Below are 21,382 nucleotides of genomic sequence, written 5' to 3' on the forward strand. Positions count from 1 at the left end.
TTCGCCTGTTCTGGCTTGTCTCGACGCCTCCGCATCGGCGCGAAGGCTCATCCCCCATGCCATGGCGATAGCGGACGCGCTGAACGCGTCTTCGTCAACTGCGCGCGCCGCCCCTTCGAGATCATCTTCCGCGAACGGCTCGAGCACATAGCCTCGCGCGTCACCGGCATCGAGCTGAAATGGGTGGTCGAGAAGACCGATCACTACAGGCCCTGGACCGGCTATCAGGGCATGTTCAACCAGTTGATGCTGGGCCTCATGGCGCAGGGCTATCTCGAGCGCGAGGTCTTTTGCTGCGGGCCCGAACCCTTCATGCAGGCCGTGCGCGAGGCGCTGGCCGGCCTCGGCTACGACATGGACCGCTACCATCAGGAAAGCTTCCATGCGCCGCTGCCGGAAACCGAGGTCGTGCCCGACAACCAGTTCCCGGACGAGACGAGCGATGCCGTCGTGGAGTTTGCCTCCTCCGGCATCACGGCAAATTGCGCGGAGACCGACACAATCCTGGCCGCCGCCCGTACGGCGGGTCTGGTGATCCCCTCGGGTTGCACCATGGGGATATGCGGAACCTGCAAGATTCGCAAAACGGAAGGCCAGGTGCACATGGTGCACAATGGCGGCATCACCGACGAGGATATCGACGACGGCTATATCCTCGCCTGTTGTTCCAACCCGATCAGCCGCGTGACGGTAGAAGTGTAGCAAATAGACCAGGTCACCCGATGAAACAGCAGATGGAAGCCAGAATACCGGCTCCAATCTCGATCGTTTCCGTCTCGTCCGGGGGCGCCTGTCCTGTTACGGCGCCCGGAAGATGCACGCCCAGTTCTGCCAGTCGGTGGAGATGGTCCCCCACACGCTCTACGAAATCGGGATCGACGGCATCGGGTGCAATCGCCATGACGGTCAGTCCGACATTCGGACGCCGGTGGCCGGACCGGAAGTTTCCCGCATCGAGAGACCACGAAGCCCCGGCGAGGCCCGCCGACAGGACTTCGACCAGCAGGGCGATATTCGCCCCTTTATAACCGCCGAAGGGTAGCAAAGCGCCAAGCATGGCTTCTGCCGGATCGGTCGTTGGGGCACCTTGATCGTCGATGGCCCACCCGGCGGGAATGGAAGTCTTTTTGGCCGCCGCCCGGAGGATGTTCACGAAGGCGGTTGCGCTGGTGGCTTGATCGATGATCAGCGGAGCCTGCGGCGCCGGCAGGGGAGCGCCGAAGGCAAGCGGATTCGTGCCAAATACGGGCTTTCTACCACCCGCCACATCCGCACGAACATCCGCGTCAAGGCGTCGAGGCGCTGCTAGTCGGCTTGTCTCACCTCGGCCAGGATTTCGGGCGACTGGAGCGCCCAGCTCCTGACGGCAAATTCGAACTTCAAATCGAAGACTTCGCTGTCCAGCCAGCAGTCAAAGACGTTCAGCATCGCCTCGGCGAGCGTCTCAGCATATGCATCGGCCCGCTTGATAAGATTACCCGTGTTCTTCTCGCGCCACCGCGAGATCAGGGCATCAAGCAATTCCTCGCGATCCTTGAAGAACCAGTAGAAGCTCGTCCGCGACAGATTGAGCTTCTTTGCCAGCGGCATGATCTTGACGGCATCAACGCCGGATTCCAGCAGGGTCTCGTAGGCAGCGCCCAGCCAGAGGTCCGGAGAGCCGCGCCACCCGCTATCCTTTAAAGTCTGCTCCATGGATCGCTCCTAACAAATTAACGCGGCTCGCTGAACGCCTTTAAATTGGAGCCAGGCAGATGTCGAACGACCCACTCCTTCAGCCCTTTCAGCTCAAGCACCTGACGCTGCGCAACCGCATCATCATGACGTCTCATGAGCCGGCCTATCCGGAAAGACGGCATGCCCAAGGAGCGCTACCGCGCCTATCATGCGGAGCGCGCGAAGGGCGGGGTCGCGATGACGATGATGGCGGGCTCGGCGGCCGTCTCGAAAGACAGCCCGCCGGTCTTCAACAATCTCCTCGTCCACAAGGACGAGGTGGTGCCGTGGATGAAGGACCTGACCGATGCGGTCCACGAAGAGGGCGCTGCGGTGATGATTCAGCTCACCCATCTCGGCCGCCGGACGCGCTGGGACAATGCGGCATGGACGGCATTGAGCTGCAGGCTTACGGCCATCTCATGGACCAGTTCTGGTCGCCCCTGACGAACGAGCTCGATGGTCCCTATGGCGGCTCTCTCGACAACAGGTTGCGCTTCAGCTTCGACGTCCTGAAGGAGATTCGTAAGCGTGTCGGTCCCGGCTTCATTGTCGGTGTTCGCTATACGGGTGACGAGATGCTCGAGGGCGGCCTTGCCAAGGAGGACGGCCTGGAAATCTCCAAGCGCCTCAAGGACAGCGACTTGGTCGACTTCCTCAACGTCGTCAGGGGGCACATCGACACCGATGCCGGCCTGACCGACGTCATTCCGATCCAAGGCATGGCCAATTCACCTCATCTCGATTTTGCCGGCGAGATTCGCGCTGCCACCAATTTCCCGACCTTCCATGCGGCCAAGATTCCGGACGTGGCGACCGCGCGCCACGCCATTGCCTCGGGTAAACTCGACATGGTCGGCATGACCCGCGCTCACATGACCGATCCCCACATCGTGCGGAAGATCATCGAAAAGCGCGAGGACGACATTCGGCCCTGCGTGGGCGCGAACTACTGCCTCGACCGTATCAATCAAGGCGGGGCCGCCTACAGTATCCACAACGCGGCGACGGGGCGCGAAAGCACCATGCCGCATGAAATTTCCGGGGCCGATGCAAGAAAGAAAATTGTCATCATCGGCGCGGGACCGGCCGGCATGGAGGCTGCCCGGGTGGCTGCAGAGCGCGGCCACGAGGTGGTCGTCTTTGAAGCGGCGAACGACCCTGGCGGTCAAGTTCGCCTGACGGCGCAGAGCCATCGCCGCGCAGAGATGATCAGCATCATCGACGGCGCATGGCGCAGTGCGAGAAGCACACTTCAACACGTGGGCCGAAGCCGAGACCGTCCGGGAAGAAAAGCCCGATGTCGTCATCATCGCGACGGGCGGTCTGCCCCACACCGAGGTGCTGTCCGAGGGCAACGCGTTCGTCGTTTCCTCCTGGGACATCATCTCTGGCGATGTGAAGCCCCGGCACCAATGTTCTCGTCTTCGATGACGCCGGCGATCACGCCGGCCTGCAGGCTGCCGAAATCCTCGCCAATGCCGGGGCGAAGGTCGAGATCATGACGCCCGATCGCTCCTTCGCGCCCGAGGTCATGGCCATGAGCCTCGTACCCTATATGCGCTCGCTTCAAAAGCTGGATGTCACCTTCACGGTCACCTACCGCCTCGAAGCGGTCGAGAAGGACGGCAATCAGCCGATCGCCCATGTCGGCAGTGACTATGGAGGTGTCGCGAAGCGGCGCGCCTTCGATCAAGTGGTGATCAACCACGGCACGATCCCGCTGGATGAGCTTTACTTCGACCTCAAGCCGGCATCCACCAACCTCGGCGAGATGTCGCATGAGCAGCTTATCGCCGGTGTTCCGCAGTCGGTCGCCCGCAACAGCCAAGGTGAATTCCAGCTTTTCCGGATCGGCGATGCCGTCTCCGCGCGCAACACGCATGCCGCAATCTACGACGCGCTGCGATTGCTCAAGGATATCTGATCTTCAGGTAAGGGGCGCGCCTGAACCTGACCGCCGTGGAATGAACTGAGCCGAGCCGGATGGCCGGCTCCTCTGGCGCAACTTGGCCGTTGGTCCATGAGATCGGAATACCCACGGTGGCATTGCGGGTAGCAAGCTGTAGTGCCCCCCGGTTCTGAGACACGAAAAGGGTAACAGTTCTCCCGTAAGGAGAGCTGATGAGAAAAGAGGTTCCGGGCGGCGGTTCAGTCGCGGAAGCGGAACTCGAGAGGTGCGTGTCAGTCTAGCCCATGACCTCCTGGATGACGGTATGCAGGCGATCCAATCGCAGGTTAAGGGGGACCTTCCACCCGCCGCATGGCGGGAGGCTCGAAATCGCCGAGGGCGACCTTGAGGTGGGCAACGCGGTCATGCGGCCTTCCTGTCAGCAGCACCATGGGTTTGGCCCCAGGCTCATGGCAGCAGGTCCGGCAGGCGCGACACGGGTGTGTTGGGCAAGCGGACGAGGACATCGGCCAGCCAGGCCTGTGAGTCGATGCCGTTGAGCTTTGCCGTCATGGTCATGGGTGTACGTGAAGGCAGCGCGGTGGCCTCCGCGTTCAGAGCCGGCGAAGAGCCATAACTTTCGGCCAAGGGCAACGCCCCTGAGGGATATTTCCGCGGCATTGTTGGTTGGAACGGAAATGAAGCCGGCAGCAGGCCGGCGCCGATCCAGTCTCAGCGTCTTACTGGCGACACTCGAAGCTGGTCGCCGATTGCTGGTCGCCTTCTCCCGTATAATGGGCGTAGGTCGGATAGGGACACAGCGGCCGTTCGCGGTCTGGGAAAGCCTGACCGGTCGCAACGACCTCGGCCGGGCGCATTGCCGTTCTCCACCCAGTTCACCAGCTTGCTCAGCATGTCGAACTGGTCAAGCCCTTCGCCGCCGCGGCAATGAGCCATTCCCGGCACCAGATAGAGCCGCGCCCACTCCTGTGTCGGCACGCGCACGAGGTCACCTTGCTCATATATGGCTTCATCTGGGACATCGCCCGTCATACGCCGGCACCGGTTCCAAGGTAGGTCTGCCGCTGACGTCGGTAGCGCATGCGCTCTCGGAGGAGCGGACGAACGGAAAGGAGAGAATCGCATCGTTGACATCACGACTTGGCAGGCGTGCTGCGCGTTCCGATTGACGCGGACAATCCTCGAGATAGCCCTGGGGGCAGAATCTGTCGACGCCCGTTTTGGAGCCGGAGGAACGTCCACGACGGAAAAGGGTCGTGCGGGAGCCAATCCGCGGATGAGAGTTTGATCAATCGTCGTCGGCAACAGGCGCGCAGCACACCCGCCAAGTCGCTCACTCCCAGCTTGCACCGGACTTTGTTCCGGTGTCAGAATAGCCGTGCGCACATTCAGACGAGACCATCATGAGAGAGAGCTATAGCGTAGACATAGTTCTCATCGCTATCCTGCACGGCCCGCCACCCTACGCCCTTCGGGCTTCGGGTGGCAGGCCGTCTGACCCTCCTAACCTACCGCCGCGGCAATTCGATCCCGTTCTCGCTGAGCATGCGTGCCACGTGCGTGGTCTCTCCGCTTGCCATCGAGGCGTTGGCGGCGATGCCGGTCAGGATCGACCACGCGCCGTCGACATGCGTCGAGCCGCGCCCGTAGCGGTCTTCTTCCATGCTGTCGGGGCTGAACAGATAGCCCAGCATGACCGGGTCGGCGCCGCCGTGGTCGCCCACGCCGGTCCACACGTCGAGCTTCCGCGGGCTTTCGCCCGCCACGTGAAGCACGGTGGTCATGGCGTCCTCGACCGGCCTTTCCCGCTTGCCGCCGAAAACGCCGTGCACCTCCACGTGGCGATGGACGAGCTCGCCCTTGGTGCCGTGGAAACGCACCTCAAGCCCCTCCCATGGGCTGTAGGCGCACAGCGTGTAGTTGAGCATGGCGCCGCTTTCGTATCCGACCTGCACCTGCATCGTGTCCTCGATGGTGATGTCGTCGTCGAAGACGCACCGGTCGCGGAAATAACCGTCGATATCCTCCGCCTCGAGATAGATCTGGCGCAGCGCCTCGTCGGCGGCGAGATCGAGCTGGAAGTCGCAGCGCTCGGCGGCCGGGCAGTCGTGGCAGCGCGCGCCGCGATCGTCGAGCCCCAGAAGCTCCGCCGTCTCCGGCCGGTAGAAGGCGCGCCGCCCCTGCGCCGAGACGGCGCTGGGGGAGGAATCGAGCCACCAGTTGACCAGATCGAAGTGGTGTGTGGACTTGTGCACCAGAAGGCCGCCGGACTTGTCCTTGTAGCGGTGCCAGCGGCGGAAATAGTCGGCGCCGTGAACCCGGTCGAGATGCCAGCTGAAGTCGACGGCGGTGATCGTGCCGATGGCGCCCGACTGCAACATGTCCTTGATCTGCGTGCGCGCCGGCGTGTAGCGGTAGTTGAAGGTGACGACGACCGAGCGCCCGGTTTCCTTCTGCGCGTCGAGGATCGCCTTGAGCCTGCCGAGATCCGTCGTCATCGGCTTTTCCGTCATCACGTCGCAACCGGCCCGCATGGCCGCGACGATATATTCGTGGTGCAGATAGTCCGGCACGGTCACGACCACCGCATCCGGCTTCTGCTCGTCCAGCATCTGCATGAACTGCGGCGCCTTGTAGGTGGCGATGCCGTTGCCGCTCTGATCGGGGATGGCGGACGCCGAAAGCGCCAGCCGCCTGTCGTTCGTGTCGCACAGGCCGACCAGCTCGTTCTGTCCGCCATAGGTTTCGGTGATGGCGCGCCGGAACATCTGGTGTCGCGCGCCAGTGCCTACGATTGCATATTTCAAGAAACGAGCTCCCGGTCGAGAATTGGAACAGACGCGCCGCCGGCATCGCCGCCACGGGCGGCGTAGATCATCACCGTTCGGCGGCGATTGTAAAGATCGGTCAGTCAGGCAACCGCCCGTACCGGGCAAGCTCGCGCAATCGTGAGCGCTCCTCGCCTTCACAGAACCAAGGCGCGGCGATATGGTCCGCTTCGCCGGCAAAATGCAGCAGATGCCACGCCGGCGAAGGAGGAGTTTTCCATGTTGCGTTCTATCATTCTCGCATTGTCGCTGCTTGCCTTTCCGGTGACGGCCCTCGCCAATCAATGTCCCGCCCTCATGGCGGAGGTTGACGCGGCGCTGGAGACGGCCGATCTCTCGGACGAGGATAGGGCAAGGGTCATGGAGCTGCGCACGCAGGGTGAGCAGCAGCACCAGGCCGGCGACCATGCCGCATCCGAAGCGTCGCTGGCGGAAGCCAAGACGCTGCTCGGAATCTGAAGTCCCGGCGCGCGCTTCTGAAGCGAAGCGCGCGCCCGCTTTTCAAATCGCCGCACCTCGGCCACATTGGCGGCATGCAGTTCGCCGCCCGCCGCTTCGCCTTTCTCTCCGTCCCCACCACACCGTTCACAGCCTTCGTCCTGTGCGGGCCGGCCTTCGCGCATGCCTCGGAGCGGGGACATGTGCTTCTTCTGCCGACGCAATATTACGCGATGGGTGGGGCGCTGGCGGTGGTGGCAAGCTTCCTCGTGCTCGCCTTCCTGCCTCCGCGAACCGTGGCGCGGCTGGGCGAAAGGCGCCTGCCGCTTGCCAACCTGCGGGTAGACGGGCGCGCCGCCGCCAGCCTTCTTTCCTTCCTTTTCTTCGCGCTCCTCCTTTATGCCGGCGTATCCGGCAGCCGCGATCCGCTCGCCAACCCGCTGCCGCTCACGGTGTGGACGCTTCTGTGGGTAGGGCTCACCCTCGCCCATGGCCTGTTCGGAAATCTCTGGGCGTGGCTCAATCCCTGGTACGGGCCGTGGACGCTCTTCGCCCGCTTGGCGGGCCGGAAGGACGGATGGTTCCACCTTCCCGGGAAGCTCGGCTACAAGCCGGCCCTGCTTCTCCTTTTCGCCTTTGCCTGGTTCGAGCTGATCGATACCGCGCCGGACGACCCGGCGCGGCTGGCCGCCGCCGCTCTTGCCTACTGGCTCTTCGCCTTCGCCGGCATCTGCCTTTTCGGCTTTGATGCCTGGACGGGGCGCATGGAGTTCCTCTCTGTCTTCTTCCGCATGCTCTCCCGGCTTTCTCTCTTCGAGGCCCGCCAGACGCCGAAGGGCTTCCGCCTCTCCCTCGGCTTGCCAGGCGGCAAGCTCATGGATGCGCAACCCTTGCCGCCAAGCGGCATCGCCTTTCTTCTCCTGGCGCTCGCCACCGTCTCCTTCGACGGTCTCATGCGCACCTTCTTCTGGCTCGGCCTGATCGGCATCAACCCACTGGCCTTCCCCGGCCGCTCCGCGGTGATCTGGCAGAACACGTTCGGCCTCCTCGCCGTCTTCCTCTGCCTCGGCACCGCCTTCGCGCTTACCACATGGGTGGGCGAGCGCTTGGCCGGCGGACGCGAGTGGAGACGGGCGGCGGGCCTTCTCGTTTGGTCCATCGCGCCCATCGCGCTCGCCTATCACTTCTCCCACTACCTGGCGGCCCTTCTGGTCAACGGCCAGTATGCGCTGGCCGCCATGTCCGACCCCTTTTTCAAGGGCTGGAACCTTTTCGGCACGTCGATCGCCCATGTCGAGGCGGGCGTGGTGCTGGGTGCCCGCGCCGCCTGGACGATCTGGAACGCCCAGGCCGCGGCCATCGTCGCCGGCCACATCCTGGCGGTCGCTCTCGCCCATGCCATCGCCTACCGGCTCCACGGCTCGGCCCGCCGCGCCAGCCTGAGCCAGATCCCCATGACCGCCCTCATGATCGGCTATACGGTCTTCGGCCTGTGGCTTCTCTCGACGCCGACAGCCGGATAGGATGCGCCGAACTCCGCTTGTGCGATGCCGTATTGCCGAAAGGCGCGATTGGTGATTTAGTTTGTACACAAGTGATTTTCGGCAACAAGAAACGTCGCTCAAAACAGCCTGGACACTTGGCCACGACAGCCGATGAAGGGGAACGGCATGAGGGAAGATCGCAATACCAATATCCTTTCGGGTAACGGGCTCACCCGCAGGACGACGCTCAAGGGCCTCGGCGCCGCCGCCGGCCTGATGGCCGCGCCCGGCTTCACGCGCTTTGCCCAGGCGCAGTCCTCCGAGCCAATCAGGATCGGTTTCCAGTGCCACCGCACCGGCATCGGCGCCGCCTATGGCCGCTGGTACGAGCGCGTGACCAACGCCGCCGCCAAGCTCATCAACGACGAGGGCGGCATCAACGGGCGGCCGCTGGAGATCGTCATCGAGGACGACGGCACCGACCCGGCGCGCGGCTCCGAAGTGGTGCAGAAATTCGCCAACCAGCATAAGGTCGATCTCGTCTACGGCACGCTCTTCTCGCACGTCGTCGTCGGCTCCGCCCCGATGGCGGGTGAGTTGAAGATCCCTTATTACGTGGTGAGCGAAGGCTATCACGTCGCCTCCGGCAAGCTGAACCGCTACTGCGTGCAGCCGGGCATCACCGACGTGAAGGCGCAGGTGCGCTCCGTCGCCCCGTGGATTGCCGGCAACCTCGGCAAGAAGGTTACACTGGTCTATCCCGACTATGCCTTCGGCCATGACCATCGCGACTTCTTCGAGCCGGCGATTGCGGCCCAGGGCGGCGAGGTGGTCGCCAAGGTGCCGATCCCGCCGACGGAGACCTCCTTTACCCGCTATTTCCCGCAGATCCCGCGCGACACGGACGTGATTTATCATGTCATGGTCGGCCCGGCGGTGCTCACCTTCGTCAAGGAGATGGGCGAGTTCTTCGGCACCGGCGGACCGCAGCTCTTCGGCTTCATCGATTCGCTGGAAGCCGTCGACATCAACAGCCCCGGCCTCGAATTCCTCGAGGGCAGCCATTTCTGGGAAGGCATGCCGCGCTACGCGCAAGCCGACCAGCCCGACCACGTCTCCTTCTACCGCGAGACCGTCGGCATCGACGAGAACGGCGCGAGCCTCAACGACCCGCAGGATGTCTCCACCGCCGCCCACATGTTCGGCTGCTGGGAGACGCTCCACGTCATCAAGGCCGCCATGGAGGCCGCCGACTACCAGGGACCGGGCGACCGCGCCAAGCTGATCGAGGCCACAGAGGCCATGAGCGAGATGGAAGCCGGTCGGGAGCACCCGCAGGGCCGGAAGGTCTTCAACGGCAAGATCCACCAGGTCTTCGGCGAGCAGAGCATCAGCCAGGTGAAGGACGGCAAGCTGGAGGTGGTGCACCGGACGTCGATCGACGACGGGCTGTACGAGCCGGAAGCCGATTATACGGCGATGTCGTTTTAAGAAATTCGCCTTGGCGCCCGTCGTGCCCCCCTCTGGCCTGCCGGCTATCTCCACCGCAAGGGGGGAGATTGGCTGGCCGCATCACCGGTGCCTTCATGGCAACTTTGCCGCTGCAGACGGAGAGCCGGTGCGGGCTAGTCTCCCCCCTTGCGGGGGAGATAGCCGGCAGGCCAAAGGGGCGCGCGACAGGGCGCCTGCCTCTATCGGATAATCCATGGCCTTCGGACCCTACCTCCTCCTCGCCACACTTGAAGGTCTCGTCACCGCGGCGGTGCTGGCCCTGATGGCGCTCGGCCTCTCGCTGGTCTTCGGCGTCATGCGCGTGGTCAACGTCGCCCATGGCGAGTTCTACATGCTGGGCGCCGTCCTCGCCTGGTGGTTTGCCAGCCTCGTGACCGGCCACCCGGCCATCGGCTTCCTCCTCGCCCTCGTCCTCAGCCCACTGGTCGTCGCGGCGATAGCCTTCGTCGCCGAGCGCCTGGTGCTGAGCCGGCTCAATTACGAGCCGGAAGCCACCATCGTCGCAACCATCGGCCTCCTCTACATCATCCAGCAGCTCGCGCTCACCTTCTACGGCCCGGAGGCGCGGCCGGTGCAGGCGCCCTTCGACATGCGCATCAGCCTGCCCTGGTTCGGCTACTCGGCCTACAAGCTGGCCGTCATCGCCGCCTCCATCCTCATGATGCTCGCCACATGGTTCGCGCTCACGCGCACGAAGATCGGCCTCGTCATGCGCGCCACCCAGTACGACCGCGAGACGGCACAGGCCTTCGGCATCCCCGTCGGCCGCGTCTATGCCGGCGTCTTCGCGCTAGGCGCGGCACTTGCGGCCGTCGCCGCGGTCCTCATCGTTCCCATCCAGCAGGCCCACTACCTGATGGGCCTCGACCCGCTGCTTCTGTCCTTCATCGTCGTCATCATCGGCGGGCTCGGCTCGCTGCGCGGCACGGTGGTCGCGGCGATCCTCATCGGCCTTTCGGACGGCATCATCTCCATGTTCTTTTCGCCCACGCTTGCCAAGATGCTGGCCACACTCCTGGTCGCCCTGGTGCTGGTCTTCCGCCCCCAGGGCCTGTTCGGGACGGTGGCGCGATGACGAATGCAAAAAGCCTCTGGCTCCACGCAGCCGTTATCCTGCTGCTCTTCGCCCTCAACTTCCTGCTGCCGGAATACCACCGCGGCATCTTCTCCCGCGTCATGGTGCTGGCCGTCTTCGCCATGGGCTACAACCTGGCCTTCGGCTACACCGGGCTTTTGAGCCTCGGCCACGCCATGTTCTTCGCCGCCGGCCTCTACGGTGCCGGCCTCACCGTCTACCATCTCGGCTGGAGCATCTGGCCGGCCCTCGGCGCCGGCCTTCTCGCCGGCACACTTCTCGCGCTCGTCGTCGGCTTTCTGGCGCTGAGGACGACGGGCGTCGCCTTCATGATCGTCACGCTCATGTTCGCCCAGGTCTTCTACCTGACCACCCTCTACTTCACGACCTATACGCGCGGCGAGGAAGGCCTGGTCCTGCCGCAGGCGATGCGCACGCTCGCCCTGCCCGGCGCGAGCTTCAGCCTCACCGACCCGGCCACCCGCTATATGGCCGCACTGGCGCTCCTCACCATCGTCCTTGGCCTCACCCTCATCCTCGTCCGCTCGCCTTATGGCCGGGCGCTGATAGCCATCCGCGAGAACGAGGAGCGCATGCGCATGCTGGGCTACGACGTCTTTGCCAACAAGCTCGCTTCCGTGGTGATCTCCGGCCTCATCTGCGCCGCCGCGGGCGCCGCCTACGCCGTCCTCTTCGGCTATGTCGGTTCCGGCTTCGCTTCCATCCAGTATTCCATCCTGCCGCTGCTCTGGGTTCTTCTCGGCGGCGGCGCGACCACGCTGGGGCCCCTTATCGGCACGTTGTTCATGTTCTACATCATCGACACGGCGTCGGATTACACCACCGCGTATCTGCTGGTCGTCGGCCTCGCTCTCATCCTGCTCATCCTCTATTTCCCGAAGGGCATCGCCGGCACGGTGCGCGAAAGGTGGCTGCCATGGCTGCCGTGACGCCGCTTCTTTCCACGCGGGGCCTCAGCCGCTCCTTCGGCGGCCTGAAGGCGGTACGGGAGGTGGACTTCGCCCTGCCGGAGGGGCAGATCCGCGCTATCATCGGCCCCAACGGCGCCGGCAAGACCACCTTCGTCAGCCTCGTCTGCGGCCGCATCCTGCCGTCCTCGGGCAGCGTCGTCTTCGACGGCCGCGACGTCTCGCGCCTGCCCGCCCACAAGCGTGTGCGCGCCGGCATCGCCTACACCTTCCAGATCACCAGCATCTTTTCCAACCTCACGGTCTTCGACAACGTGGCGCTCGCCGCGCAGCGCCACCTGCTCGACGACAGGCAAGCGCGCCCGACGGCGCGGGCGCTCGAGGAAGACGGTATGGCGGCGCTGGAGAAGACGGGGCTTGCAGACTTTGCGGAAAGGCGCGCCGGCAACCTCGCCTACGGCCACCAGCGGCTTCTCGAGGTGGCCATGGGCCTGGCGCTGAAGCCGCGCCTCCTCATCCTCGACGAGCCGACCCAGGGCCTTTCCGACGGCGAGATCGACAGCTTCGTCGCCCTGGTGCGCGAGATCGGCCGGGAAGCCACGGTCCTCCTCATAGAACACAACATGGACGTGGTGATGGCGCTGGCCGAGCGCATCACCGTCATGGACCAGGGCTGCATCCTCGCCGAGGGCACACCGGAAGAGATCCGCGCCGACAAGGCCGTCCAGCAGGCATATCTGGGAGGCTGACGATGGCGACAGCGCTGAAACTCGACCGGATCGACTGCTTCTACGGCGACGTGCAGGTCCTGCGCGGCCTCTCGCTCGAACTCTGTGAGGGAGAGGTCCACTGCCTGCTCGGCCGCAACGGCGCCGGCAAGACCACGGCCTTGAAGGCCGTCATGGGCATTTTGCCCGTGCGCGCCGGCAGCATCCTGAAAGGCGAAATGGAGCTGTCGCGCCTGGCCGCCCACGAAGTACCCAAGGCAGGCGTTGCCTACGTGCCGCAGGGCCGCCGCCTCTTCGCCGAGCTCACCGTCGCCGAAAACCTCGAAATCGGCCTCATGGCCCGCAACAAGGGCGAAGCCACGCGCGAGCATGTGCTCGGCCTCTTCCCCATCCTGCGCGAGCGGCTGAGACAGCGCTCCGGCACCCTTTCCGGCGGCGAGCAGCAGATGCTCGCCATGGCCCGCGCGCTCTGCCTGGAGCCCGACGTGCTCCTCCTCGACGAGCCGACAGAGGGCCTGATGCCCTCCATGATCGCCCGTATCCGCGAGACCGTTTCCGCCCTGCGCGAGCACGGCGTCTCCACCATCCTTGTCGAGCAGCGGGTGGATGCCGTCCTCCCCGTCGCCGACCGCGTCTCCTTCATCGAGAACGGGCAGAACCGTGAGACGGTGGAGGTGGAGCGGCTGCGCGAGGACCCGGAGATGGTGCACCGGTATGTGGGGGTGGGGTAGGGCCTGGGGCCAGATGAGAATAGGTCGGACCACCCCTTCGGCCGGGATGATGCGCGGTTGGTGACCCGATCTGAATTCATCCTGGTCTAAGCGAGTCCCACCCCCGCCTCCCGCATCCGCTGCGTCATCGCCGCCATCGAACCGCCGAGATCGATCCCACGGCAGGCCCCCAGGATCACCGTCGCCTCGAACCCCTGGCGCCGCGCGTCGAGCGCCGAGAAGGCCACGCAGAAATCCGTGGCGAGCCCGGCGAGCGTCACCCTGGCGATGCCGCGCTCACGCAGATAGCCGGTGAGCCCCGTGGGCGTTTCGTGGTCGTTCTCGAAGAAAGCCGAATAGCTGTCGATTTCCTTGCGGAACCCCTTGCGGATGACGAGCTCCGCCTTGGTCCATTCGAGCCCCTCACGGAACGCCGCGCCCTTCGTCCCCTGCACGCAGTGGTCCGGCCACAGCGTCTGCTCGCCATAGGGCATTTCGATTGTCTCGAAGGGCGCCTTGCCCGGATGCGAGGAGGCGAAGCTGGAGTGGCCGGCCGGGTGCCAGTCCTGCGTCAGAACCACATGGTCGAAGCGCTGGATCAGCCGGTTGATCACCGGCACCACCTCGTCCCCCGCTTCCACGGCCAGCGCCCCGCCGGGGCAGAAATCGTTCTGAACGTCGATGACGATAAGCGCCTCGTCGGCCATGCCGCGTCTCCGTTTGCGTGGTTCCTCCCGCAACCTAGCCCAATGTTCCCCTTTGACAAGCCGGCCGCGAGGTATATCATTTGTACACGAACGAATTCCGCGCCCACACGAACGACAAGAGAAGGCGCGACGGGGAACGAGGCAGGCAGGCGGGCATGGCGACACGCTACGCGAAACCGACCGACCTTGAAGAAGCGCTCCGGCTTTTGGACGAGGCGCGGTGGACGATCCTCGCCGGCGGCACGGATTTCTATCCCGCGCTCGGCAGCGCGCCGCTGCGTGACAACGTGCTCGACATTAACGGCCTCGCCGCCCTGAAGGGCATCGTGGACATTGAGAGCCACATCGTCATCGGCGCCCGCACCACCTGGACCGAAGTTCTCCGCCATCCTCTGCCGCCCGCCTTCGATGCGCTGAAGCTGGCCGCGCGCGAGGTGGGCTCGATCCAGATCCAGAACAGCGGCACCGTCGCCGGCAATCTCTGCAACGCCTCGCCCGCCGCCGACGGCGTACCGCCGCTACTCATCCTCGATGCGGAGGTGGAAATCCACTCGGTGAAGGAGACCCGAACCCTGCCGCTGAAAGACTTCATCCTCGGCAACCGGAAGACGGCGCGTGGGCCCGGCGAAATGGTCACCGCCGTCCGCATCCCCCGGCACGCGGCCACCGGCGCGTCCGGCTTCGTCAAGCTCGGCGCCCGCCGCTACCTGGTCATCTCAATTGCCATGGCGGCTGCGCGCGTGACAACCGCCCAGGGAAAAATCGTCGAGGCCGCCATCTCCGTCGGCTCATGCTCGGCCGTCGCCCAACGCCTTGCTGGCCTGGAGGAAAGGCTGAAAGGCCAGCCGGTGCAGGCCTGCGCCGGCATCGTCGCCGCCTACGGCTTCCCTGAGCTTTCGCCCATCGACGACGTGCGCGGCACGGCGAGCTACCGCCTGCAGGCGGCGCGCGAGATCGTTGCCCGCGCGCTGCTCCAGGCGATGGGCGGCAGTGCTGAGGGAGGGCTTGCCGCATGAGCGCCGCCCCCGTCTCCCTCTCCTTCGAGATCAACGGCAAACCGGTTTCCGTTGCCGTCTCGCCCGTGCAGCGCCTCTCCTCCGTCCTGCGTGATGAACTCGGCCTGACCGGCACCAAGGTCGGTTGCGACGCCGGCGATTGCGGTGCCTGTTCGGTCATCGTCGACGGCGAGGTGGTGTGTGCTTGCCTGACCCCGGCGGCGAGCGTCGAGGGCGCGCGCGTGCGCACGGTGGAGGGCCTTGCCAACGGCACCCTGTCCGCCCTGCAGCAGTCGTTCCTGCGCCATGGCGCCGCCCAGTGCGGCATCTGCACGCCGGGCCTTCTGGTCACTGCAACAGCGCTTCTGGAGAAGAACCCCGTTCCCAGCGAGACGGAAGTGCAGGATGCCTTGGGCGGGGTTCTTTGCCGTTGCACGGGATATCGCAAGATCGTGCGCGCGGTGACAAACGCCAACGGCCCAACCGCGCTCGACACCGCACTCATCCCCGCCCGTGCCGCCGTCGGCGCCTCGCCCATCCGCCTCGACGGCGAGCGCAAGGTGACGGGTGCGGAGATCTTCGGCGCCGACGAGCGGCCGGAGGACGCGCTGTCCGTGCTGGTGGTGCGCTCGCCGCACTGGCACGCGGCGTTCGAGATCGGCGATACGAAGGCCGCCTTCCTCAGCGCCCACCCCGGCATCCTCGCCGTCTTCACCGCCGCCGACATCCCCGGCCGCAACCGCTTCGGCGTTATCCCGCCCTTCGCCGACCAGCCCGCGCTGGCGGAAAACCGGGCGCGCTTCCGCGGCGAGGCCGTGGCGCTCATCGCCGGCGAGCGCGCGGCGATCGAGGATCTCGACTTGGCCGACTTCCCGATTGCCTGGAAGGAGCTTCCCCACGCGCTTTCGCCCGAGGAGGCGAAAACCTTCCCGCCGCTGCACGAGGGCCGCGACGGCAACCTGCTGACGCAGGGCTACGTCGAGTGCGGCGACCCGGAGGCCGCGCTGGCGAGCGCCCATGCCACCGTCGGCGGCGCCATCGAGACCTCCTATGTCGAGCACGCCTATATCGAGCCCGAGGCCGGTTATGCCGCCATGGAAGGCGATACACTCGTCGTCAAGGCATGCACCCAGGCCCCCTACATGGACCGCGACGACACCGCCGCCGTCCTCGGCCTGCCGCCGGAGAAAGTGCGCATCGTGCCGCTGGCGACCGGCGGCGGCTTCGGCTCCAAGCTCGACGTCTCGCTGCAGCCGCTGATCGGGCTCGTGGCGCTGAAGACCGGGCGCCCGGCAGCCCTTGCCTATACGCGCGGCGATTCCATGCGCTCCACCACCAAGCGCCACCCCGCCTCGATGAAGGCCGCTATCGGCGCGGATGCGCAGGGCCGCATCACCGGCATGGTCTTCGAAGGCGATTTCAACACCGGGGCCTATGCAAGCTGGGGCCCGACGGTGGCCAACCGCGTGCCGGTGCACGCCTCGGGCCCCTATCTCACGCCCAATTACCGCGCCGTCGGCCGCGCCATCCACACCAACGGTCCGGTCTCCGGTGCCTTCCGCGGCTTCGGCGTGCCCCAGGCCACCATCATGCAGGAAACGCTCTACGACCGGCTTGCCGAAAAGCTCGGCCTCGACCGGCTGGAGTTCCGCATCCTAAACGCATTGACCGACGGGCAGAAAACCACCTGCGGCCAGCTTCTGGCGAGCGGCGTCGGCATCCGCCCGTGCCTGGAACAACTGCGCGCCCATTGGCGGCGCGCCCTCGAGGAGGCCGCGCGCCACAACGCCGCCGCCGGCAAGACCCGCCGCGGCGTCGGCGTTGCCTCCTGCTGGTATGGCTGCGGCAACACCTCGCTGCCCAACCCGTCGACCATCAAGCTCGGCATCGCGCCCGATGGCTGCGTCGTCCTGCATCAGGGCGCCGTCGACATCGGCCAGGGGTCCAACACCGTGGTGACCCAGATTTGCGCCGACGCCCTTGGCCTTCCCCTCTCCACCTTCACCCTTCTGGGTGGCGATACGGGCATGACGCCCGACGCCGGCAAGACCTCGGCATCGCGCCAGACCTATGTCTCCGGCAAGGCGGCGGAGCTTGCCGGCCGTGCGCTTCGCGAGAAGATCCTGCGCTTCGCCAACGTCTCGGAGGCGGCGGAGATCGCCGTCGAAGGCCAGCACCTTCTGGTGAGCGAAGGCGAAGTGCGGCGCGGCATCGCCCTCTCGTCGCTGCCGCTCGACGCGGACGGCTACGCCTTCGCCGCGCAAGCCACATACGACCCGCCGACCGAGGCGCTCGACGAGAAGGGGCAGGGCAAACCCTACGCCATCTACGGCTACGGCGCCCAGCTCGTGGAGTTGGAGGTGGATGTGACGCTGGGCACGGTGAAGCTCCGGAAAGTCACCGCCGCGCATGACGTCGGCCGCGCGATCAACCCGCTTCTGGCCGAGGGCCAGATCGAGGGCGGCATCGCGCAAGGTATCGGCCTTGCGCTGATGGAGGAGTACATTCCAGGCCGTACGGAGAACCTGCACGACTACCTCATACCCACCATCGGCGACGTGCCGGAGGTCGAGACGATTCTGATGGAAGTGCCGGACCCGGAAGGCCCGTTCGGCGCCAAGGGGCTGGGCGAGCACGTGCTGATTCCGACCGCGCCGGCGATCCTCAACGCCATCCGCCATGCCACTGGCGCCGAGATCACCAAGGTCCCGGCCACACCCGCCCGCGTGCTCGAGGCAATTCAGGCGGTGGAGAAAGCCCCATGAACGAGCTTTCCGAACGCTTCGAGATCGAGCCGCCGCAGAAGCCGACCGGCGAAAAGCTGCGCTGCGACGCCTGCCCGGTGATGTGCTACATCGCCGAGGGCCGCACCGGCGCCTGCGACCGCTACGGCAATTTCGGCGGTAAGATCACCCGCTGCGATCCCGTCACCATCCTCGAACACGCCGAGGAGGGAGGGAGGGAGGTGGTCCCATTCGGCGACGAGGAGCCCTGGGGCGGCGAACTGGTCAACACGAAGCGCCGCTTCGTCAGCGCCATCGGCGCCGGCACCACCTATCCGGACTACAAGCCCGCGCCCTTCATCGTCTCCCAGGAAGTCGAAGGCATCGACCTCGTGACCGTCGTCACCGAAGGCATCTTCTCCTATTGCGGTGTCAAGGTGAAGATCGATACCGACCGGCATCTCGGCCCCGAGACCGCCACCGTGCGCGCCGAGGGCGAGCCGGTGGGCCACGTGACCACCGCCGAATACGGCTCGCAGGTGCTGTCGCTCGGCGGCGTGAAGCACCTCACCGGCGGCTCCAAGGCGGAAGGCCGCGTCACCTGCAACACGCTCATGGACCTGTGCAACAAGAAGCCGGTGGAACTCGCCATCGACGGCGGCGCCACGGTGGTCGTCCAGGCGGGTGCTGCCCCGGTCATCGACGGCAGGCGCGAGGAGCGCATGCGGGTCGGCTGCGGCTCCGCCACCATCGGCATGTTCGCCACCCAGTGGCGGGGGCTGGTGGACGAGGTGGTGGTGGTCGACGACCACATCACCGGCGTCGTCTCCGAGCACCAGGCGGGCAAGGTCATCGGCTGGGAGGATACCGGCATAAAGATCATCGGCCGCCGCTCCACCCCTGGCCGCTACTTCAAGGTCTCGGAGCCAGGGCTCGGCTGGGGCGGTACGACGATCTCCGATCCGCTGGAGATCCTGGGCGACTTCAACGCCAAGAAGGGCGCGCGGCCCGGCCTTTCCCTGCTCATGGTCTCCACCACGGGCGAGCAGTTTGCCTATTACGAGCTCGACGACGATCTGAAACCCGTGCAGAAGCAGTTCCCGGAACGGCTGCGCAAATCGGTCGAACTCATCGAGGAGAATTGCGAACCCGCCCTTTGCACCGTGCTCTTCATGGGCGGGGCCGGCGGTAGCTTGCGCGCCGGCGTGACCGAGAACCCGGTGAACCTCACCCGCTCCGTGCAAGGCCTTCAGACCTACGTCACCTGCGGCGGCGCGCCGGTCTACGTCTGGCCGGGCGGCGGCATCACCCTGATGGTCGACGTCTCGCGCATGCCCGACAACGCCTTCGGTTACGTGCCGACACCCGCACTTGTGGCGCCCATCGAGTTCACCCTGCGCCGCGACGACTATATCCGCCTCGGCGGCTATGCGGATGAGATCCGCCCGATCGAGGACGTGCTGGAAAAGGGCGGCGAGTATTTCAACAGCCGCGAGGGGAAGCCAGCGCCGGCGGGCAATCCCTGGCCGCCGCTGCAGCAGCTGCGCCGGGAGCCGAAGGGATGAGCGGCCCCGTTGTCACCTGGCTCGCCGATCGCCGCCGGCTGCACATGAACCACGGGCCCATCGACCTTGTCGTCGAAGCCTTCGGCGCGGAAGAGGAGCGGCAGGCGGCTTATGCCCAGGCCGCCGAGCGCTTCGAGACAATCCTGGAAGAACTCGTATCGGAGCTTTCCTCCTTGCGCCGGCCGGTGGGCAGGACGCCGCGCCCCTTCCGCTTCGCGGCGGCCAGACGCATGGAAGAGGCGACGTTACGCCACTCTCAAACCTTCGTCACCCCCATGGCGGCGGTGGCGGGCAGCGTGGCGGACGAGACGCTGGCGGCCATGGTCGCGGGCCGCCGCCTCCGGCGTGCCTACGTCAACAATGGCGGCGACGTCGCCCTTTACCTGGCGCCGGGCGAACGGATGGACGCGGCGATCGCCGGCACCGGCCACGGTTTCACGGACCGCCTGACCATCGCCGCGAACGATCCGGTTCGCGGCATCGCCACCAGCGGCTGGCGCGGGCGCAGCCATTCGCTGGGCATCGCCGATGCCGTCACCGTATTGGCGGAGAACGCGGCGGCGGCCGACGTCGCCGCAACGCTGATCGCCAACGCCGTCGATCTGCCCGGCCATCCGGGCATTGCCCGCATCCCCGCCTCGAAGATCGACCCCGACAGCGATCTCGGCGACCGGCTGGTGACACAGGAGGTCGGTCCGCTTTCCGGCGCGGAGGTTGCCACCGCGCTGGAGCGTGGACTTGCCACGGCGAACGCCATGGCCGAACGCGGCCACATCCATTCCGCAGCCCTGTTTCTGCGTGGCGAAAGCCGCATCTGCGGCCCGCTTGCGGCAACCGGCGGCAACACCCATAAGCTTCCCGGGAGGACCATCTGTCATGCCTGAATTCATCATCCGCAAGATCGCCGTGCTGTCGGAGGAAATCCTCCACGAGGGCGGGCCCGCGCCCGCGACCCCGCGCCGGCGCGCCGCGGCCATGGCGCTGGTGAAGAACCCCTTCGCCGGGCGCTATGCGCAGGAACTGGAAAGCGCCATGGATGACCTGAAGCCGCTCGGCCTGCAGCTCACGGACCGCCTCATCGAAACGCTTGGCGGAGACATCTCCGCCATCGACGGCTTCGGCAAGGGCGCCATCGTCGGCACGGCGGGCGAACTGGAGCACGGCGCCCTGTGGCACGTGCCCGGTGGTTACGCCATGCGCGAGCGGCTGGGCGACGCCAAGGCCATCGTGCCCTCGGCCAAGAAGGTCGGCGTCTTTGGCGCGCGCATCGACGTCCCCCTCGGCCATATCAACGCCGCCTACGTACGGAGCCATTTCGACGCCATGGAGGTGGGGATCGCCGACGGGCCGAGGCCTGACGAAATCCTCTTCTGCCTCGCCATGGCCTGCGGACCGCGCGTCCATGCACGCATGGGCGGCCTCAAGGCCGAGGATGTGAAGGGGGAGGACGGCCTCAGATGAGCGTTTCCGGCAAGCTGGAACTGGTAGAGGAAGGCCGCAAGGCAGAGGACTACCGCCTGGACGAGCAGGTAGGTTTCGTCTTGCGCAAGGCCAACCAGCGCCACCTTGCGATCTTCGCTGCCAGGATCGGCGACCTCACGCCGCCGCAATTCGCCGCTCTCGCCAAGCTCCACGAGGTGGGCGAGACCTCGCAAAACCAGCTCGGCCAGCTGATCGCCATGGACGCGGCCACCATCAAGGGCGTCATTGACCGGCTGAAGGTGCGCCGCCTCGTCGCCCTCGCGCCGCACGCCCGCGACCGCCGCCGCCTGCTGGTCAATCTCACCGACGAGGGCCGCACGGCGATCGAAGCGCTGCTGCCGCTCGCCCGCGATGTCACCGACGATACACTCGCCCCCCTCACACCCCGCGAAGCCGCCACCTTCCTCCGGCTGCTGTCGAAGCTGGCGGACGGGTAATATCAACGGCCTTTATGTTTGACCGCTGGTGGTGCGGCGATGTTCAGGCATGGATCCTCGGGCTTGACCCACTGGTGTCCGGTTAAATTTTCTGGACACGGCGCATGACATTGATTCTACTCTGTTTCAGACGTTTCGCGG

General features: G+C 65.9%; 18 protein-coding genes and 3 pseudogenes. 15 read left to right on the top strand and 6 right to left on the bottom strand.

Translation table 11 applies throughout. From position 1 onward, the window contains the following. Positions 1 to 702, top strand: a 702-nt coding sequence (locus tag GM910_RS24680; RefSeq protein WP_159593006.1) for a flavin reductase family protein, incomplete at its 5' end; no start/stop codon positions are given. Between the two features lie 13 nt (positions 703 to 715). Here GM910_RS24680 and GM910_RS24685 read toward each other — a convergent pair. Together GM910_RS24685 and GM910_RS24690 are read right to left on the bottom strand one after the other, a co-directional pair. Beyond that, positions 716 to 1,267, bottom strand: coding sequence for an Ldh family oxidoreductase (locus tag GM910_RS24685; protein WP_425482730.1), 552 nt, complete (start codon positions 1,265 to 1,267; stop codon positions 716 to 718). Positions 1,268 to 1,308: 41 nt separating this feature from the next. Then, positions 1,309 to 1,695 (bottom strand): annotated as a pseudogene (locus GM910_RS24690) (TetR/AcrR family transcriptional regulator); the annotation flags it as partial. 59 nt (positions 1,696 to 1,754) lie between these two features. Here GM910_RS24690 and GM910_RS24695 point away from each other — a divergent pair. After that, positions 1,755 to 3,643, top strand: a pseudogene (locus GM910_RS24695) (FAD-dependent oxidoreductase). Positions 3,644 to 4,075: 432 nt separating this feature from the next. On the opposite strand, the pseudogene GM910_RS24700 reads toward GM910_RS24695, so the two are convergent. From GM910_RS24700 to GM910_RS24710, 3 genes and pseudogenes are all read right to left on the bottom strand, one after another. Next, positions 4,076 to 4,295 (bottom strand): annotated as a pseudogene (locus GM910_RS24700) (transposase domain-containing protein); the annotation flags it as partial. Between the two features lie 44 nt (positions 4,296 to 4,339). Further along, entirely contained in the window at positions 4,340 to 4,762 is a 423-nt protein-coding gene (locus GM910_RS27470; protein ID WP_201285588.1) for a tannase/feruloyl esterase family alpha/beta hydrolase, read from the bottom strand. 374 nt (positions 4,763 to 5,136) lie between these two features. Further along, positions 5,137 to 6,435, bottom strand: a complete 1,299-nt coding sequence (locus GM910_RS24710; RefSeq protein WP_159593009.1) for a Gfo/Idh/MocA family protein — start codon at positions 6,433 to 6,435, stop codon at positions 5,137 to 5,139. A 240-nt stretch (positions 6,436 to 6,675) separates the two neighbouring features. Between GM910_RS24710 and GM910_RS24715 the strand changes: the two genes are divergently transcribed. From GM910_RS24715 to GM910_RS24745, 7 genes are all read left to right on the top strand, one after another. Next, on the top strand, positions 6,676 to 6,915 hold the full coding sequence (locus tag GM910_RS24715) for a hypothetical protein (protein WP_159593012.1): 240 nt from the start codon (positions 6,676 to 6,678) through the stop codon (positions 6,913 to 6,915). Between the two features lie 74 nt (positions 6,916 to 6,989). Then, the gene (locus GM910_RS24720) at positions 6,990 to 8,417 is read left to right on the top strand and encodes a hypothetical protein (protein ID WP_246226337.1); all 1,428 of its coding nucleotides are present in this window, start codon (positions 6,990 to 6,992) and stop codon (positions 8,415 to 8,417) included. 147 nt (positions 8,418 to 8,564) lie between these two features. After that, complete coding sequence (locus tag GM910_RS24725) at positions 8,565 to 9,869, top strand: ABC transporter substrate-binding protein (protein WP_159593015.1); 1,305 nt, start codon at positions 8,565 to 8,567, stop codon at positions 9,867 to 9,869. A gap of 214 nt (positions 9,870 to 10,083) precedes the next feature. Then, the gene (locus GM910_RS24730; RefSeq protein ID WP_159593018.1) at positions 10,084 to 10,965 is read left to right on the top strand and encodes a branched-chain amino acid ABC transporter permease; all 882 of its coding nucleotides are present in this window, start codon (positions 10,084 to 10,086) and stop codon (positions 10,963 to 10,965) included. Next, positions 10,962 to 11,915, top strand: coding sequence for a branched-chain amino acid ABC transporter permease (locus tag GM910_RS24735; protein ID WP_159593021.1), 954 nt, complete (start codon positions 10,962 to 10,964; stop codon positions 11,913 to 11,915). Before GM910_RS24730 ends, GM910_RS24735 begins: the two co-directional genes overlap by 4 nt. Then, a complete protein-coding gene (locus GM910_RS24740; protein ID WP_201285589.1) occupies positions 11,912 to 12,643 on the top strand; it encodes an ABC transporter ATP-binding protein in 732 nt (243 codons plus the stop codon). The genes GM910_RS24735 and GM910_RS24740 overlap by 4 nt, the downstream gene beginning before the upstream one ends. A 2-nt stretch (positions 12,644 to 12,645) precedes the next feature. After that, a complete protein-coding gene (locus GM910_RS24745) occupies positions 12,646 to 13,353 on the top strand; it encodes an ABC transporter ATP-binding protein (RefSeq protein ID WP_159593027.1) in 708 nt (235 codons plus the stop codon). 86 nt (positions 13,354 to 13,439) lie between these two features. Here GM910_RS24745 and pncA read toward each other — a convergent pair whose 3' ends face one another. Continuing rightward, entirely contained in the window at positions 13,440 to 14,039 is a 600-nt protein-coding gene (pncA, locus tag GM910_RS24750) for a bifunctional nicotinamidase/pyrazinamidase (RefSeq protein ID WP_159593030.1), read from the bottom strand. Between the two features lie 155 nt (positions 14,040 to 14,194). On the opposite strand from pncA, the gene GM910_RS24755 reads away from it, so the two are divergent. The 6 genes from GM910_RS24755 to GM910_RS24780 are packed head-to-tail and all read left to right on the top strand — an operon-like array spanning position 14,195 to position 21,241. Continuing rightward, entirely contained in the window at positions 14,195 to 15,055 is an 861-nt protein-coding gene (locus GM910_RS24755) for an FAD binding domain-containing protein (RefSeq protein ID WP_159593033.1), read from the top strand. Next, entirely contained in the window at positions 15,052 to 17,799 is a 2,748-nt protein-coding gene (locus tag GM910_RS24760) for a molybdopterin-dependent oxidoreductase (protein WP_159593036.1), read from the top strand. The genes GM910_RS24755 and GM910_RS24760 overlap by 4 nt, the downstream gene beginning before the upstream one ends. Then, complete coding sequence (locus GM910_RS24765; protein ID WP_159593039.1) at positions 17,796 to 19,322, top strand: 6-hydroxynicotinate reductase; 1,527 nt, start codon at positions 17,796 to 17,798, stop codon at positions 19,320 to 19,322. Before GM910_RS24760 ends, GM910_RS24765 begins: the two co-directional genes overlap by 4 nt. Then, positions 19,319 to 20,206: a UPF0280 family protein gene (locus GM910_RS24770; RefSeq protein WP_159593042.1), complete on the top strand. Its 888-nt coding sequence runs from the start codon at positions 19,319 to 19,321 to the stop codon at positions 20,204 to 20,206. Before GM910_RS24765 ends, GM910_RS24770 begins: the two co-directional genes overlap by 4 nt. Beyond that, positions 20,199 to 20,783 carry an amino acid synthesis family protein gene (locus tag GM910_RS24775; RefSeq protein WP_159593045.1) on the top strand — a complete coding sequence of 195 codons (585 nt, stop codon included), beginning with the start codon at positions 20,199 to 20,201 and terminating at the stop codon, positions 20,781 to 20,783. Before GM910_RS24770 ends, GM910_RS24775 begins: the two co-directional genes overlap by 8 nt. Beyond that, positions 20,780 to 21,241 carry a MarR family winged helix-turn-helix transcriptional regulator gene (locus GM910_RS24780; protein ID WP_159593048.1) on the top strand — a complete coding sequence of 154 codons (462 nt, stop codon included), beginning with the start codon at positions 20,780 to 20,782 and terminating at the stop codon, positions 21,239 to 21,241. The genes GM910_RS24775 and GM910_RS24780 overlap by 4 nt, the downstream gene beginning before the upstream one ends. Positions 21,242 to 21,382 lie beyond the last annotated feature (141 nt).

The organism is Chelativorans xinjiangensis, from assembly GCF_009812055.1.
GTDB classification, from domain to species: domain Bacteria; phylum Pseudomonadota; class Alphaproteobacteria; order Rhizobiales; family Rhizobiaceae; genus Chelativorans; species Chelativorans xinjiangense.

What these genes read in the sequence shown, in the direction of transcription:
- GM910_RS27470 (WP_201285588.1), bottom strand. Translation starts at nt 4,762, where the DNA reads ATGTCAACGATGCGATTCTCTCCTTTCCGTTCGTCCGCTCCTCCGAGA.
- GM910_RS24720 (WP_246226337.1), top strand. Translation starts at nt 6,990, where the DNA reads ATGCAGTTCGCCGCCCGCCGCTTCGCCTTTCTCTCCGTCCCCACCACA.
- GM910_RS24745 (WP_159593027.1), top strand. Translation starts at nt 12,646, where the DNA reads ATGGCGACAGCGCTGAAACTCGACCGGATCGACTGCTTCTACGGCGAC.
- GM910_RS24770 (WP_159593042.1), top strand. Translation starts at nt 19,319, where the DNA reads ATGAGCGGCCCCGTTGTCACCTGGCTCGCCGATCGCCGCCGGCTGCAC.
- GM910_RS24715 (WP_159593012.1), top strand. Translation starts at nt 6,676, where the DNA reads ATGTTGCGTTCTATCATTCTCGCATTGTCGCTGCTTGCCTTTCCGGTG.
- GM910_RS24755 (WP_159593033.1), top strand. Translation starts at nt 14,195, where the DNA reads ATGGCGACACGCTACGCGAAACCGACCGACCTTGAAGAAGCGCTCCGG.
- GM910_RS24775 (WP_159593045.1), top strand. Translation starts at nt 20,199, where the DNA reads ATGCCTGAATTCATCATCCGCAAGATCGCCGTGCTGTCGGAGGAAATC.
- GM910_RS24760 (WP_159593036.1), top strand. Translation starts at nt 15,052, where the DNA reads ATGAGCGCCGCCCCCGTCTCCCTCTCCTTCGAGATCAACGGCAAACCG.
- GM910_RS24780 (WP_159593048.1), top strand. Translation starts at nt 20,780, where the DNA reads ATGAGCGTTTCCGGCAAGCTGGAACTGGTAGAGGAAGGCCGCAAGGCA.
- GM910_RS24730 (WP_159593018.1), top strand. Translation starts at nt 10,084, where the DNA reads ATGGCCTTCGGACCCTACCTCCTCCTCGCCACACTTGAAGGTCTCGTC.
- GM910_RS24725 (WP_159593015.1), top strand. Translation starts at nt 8,565, where the DNA reads ATGAGGGAAGATCGCAATACCAATATCCTTTCGGGTAACGGGCTCACC.
- GM910_RS24735 (WP_159593021.1), top strand. Translation starts at nt 10,962, where the DNA reads ATGACGAATGCAAAAAGCCTCTGGCTCCACGCAGCCGTTATCCTGCTG.
- GM910_RS24765 (WP_159593039.1), top strand. Translation starts at nt 17,796, where the DNA reads ATGAACGAGCTTTCCGAACGCTTCGAGATCGAGCCGCCGCAGAAGCCG.
- pncA (WP_159593030.1), bottom strand. Translation starts at nt 14,039, where the DNA reads ATGGCCGACGAGGCGCTTATCGTCATCGACGTTCAGAACGATTTCTGC.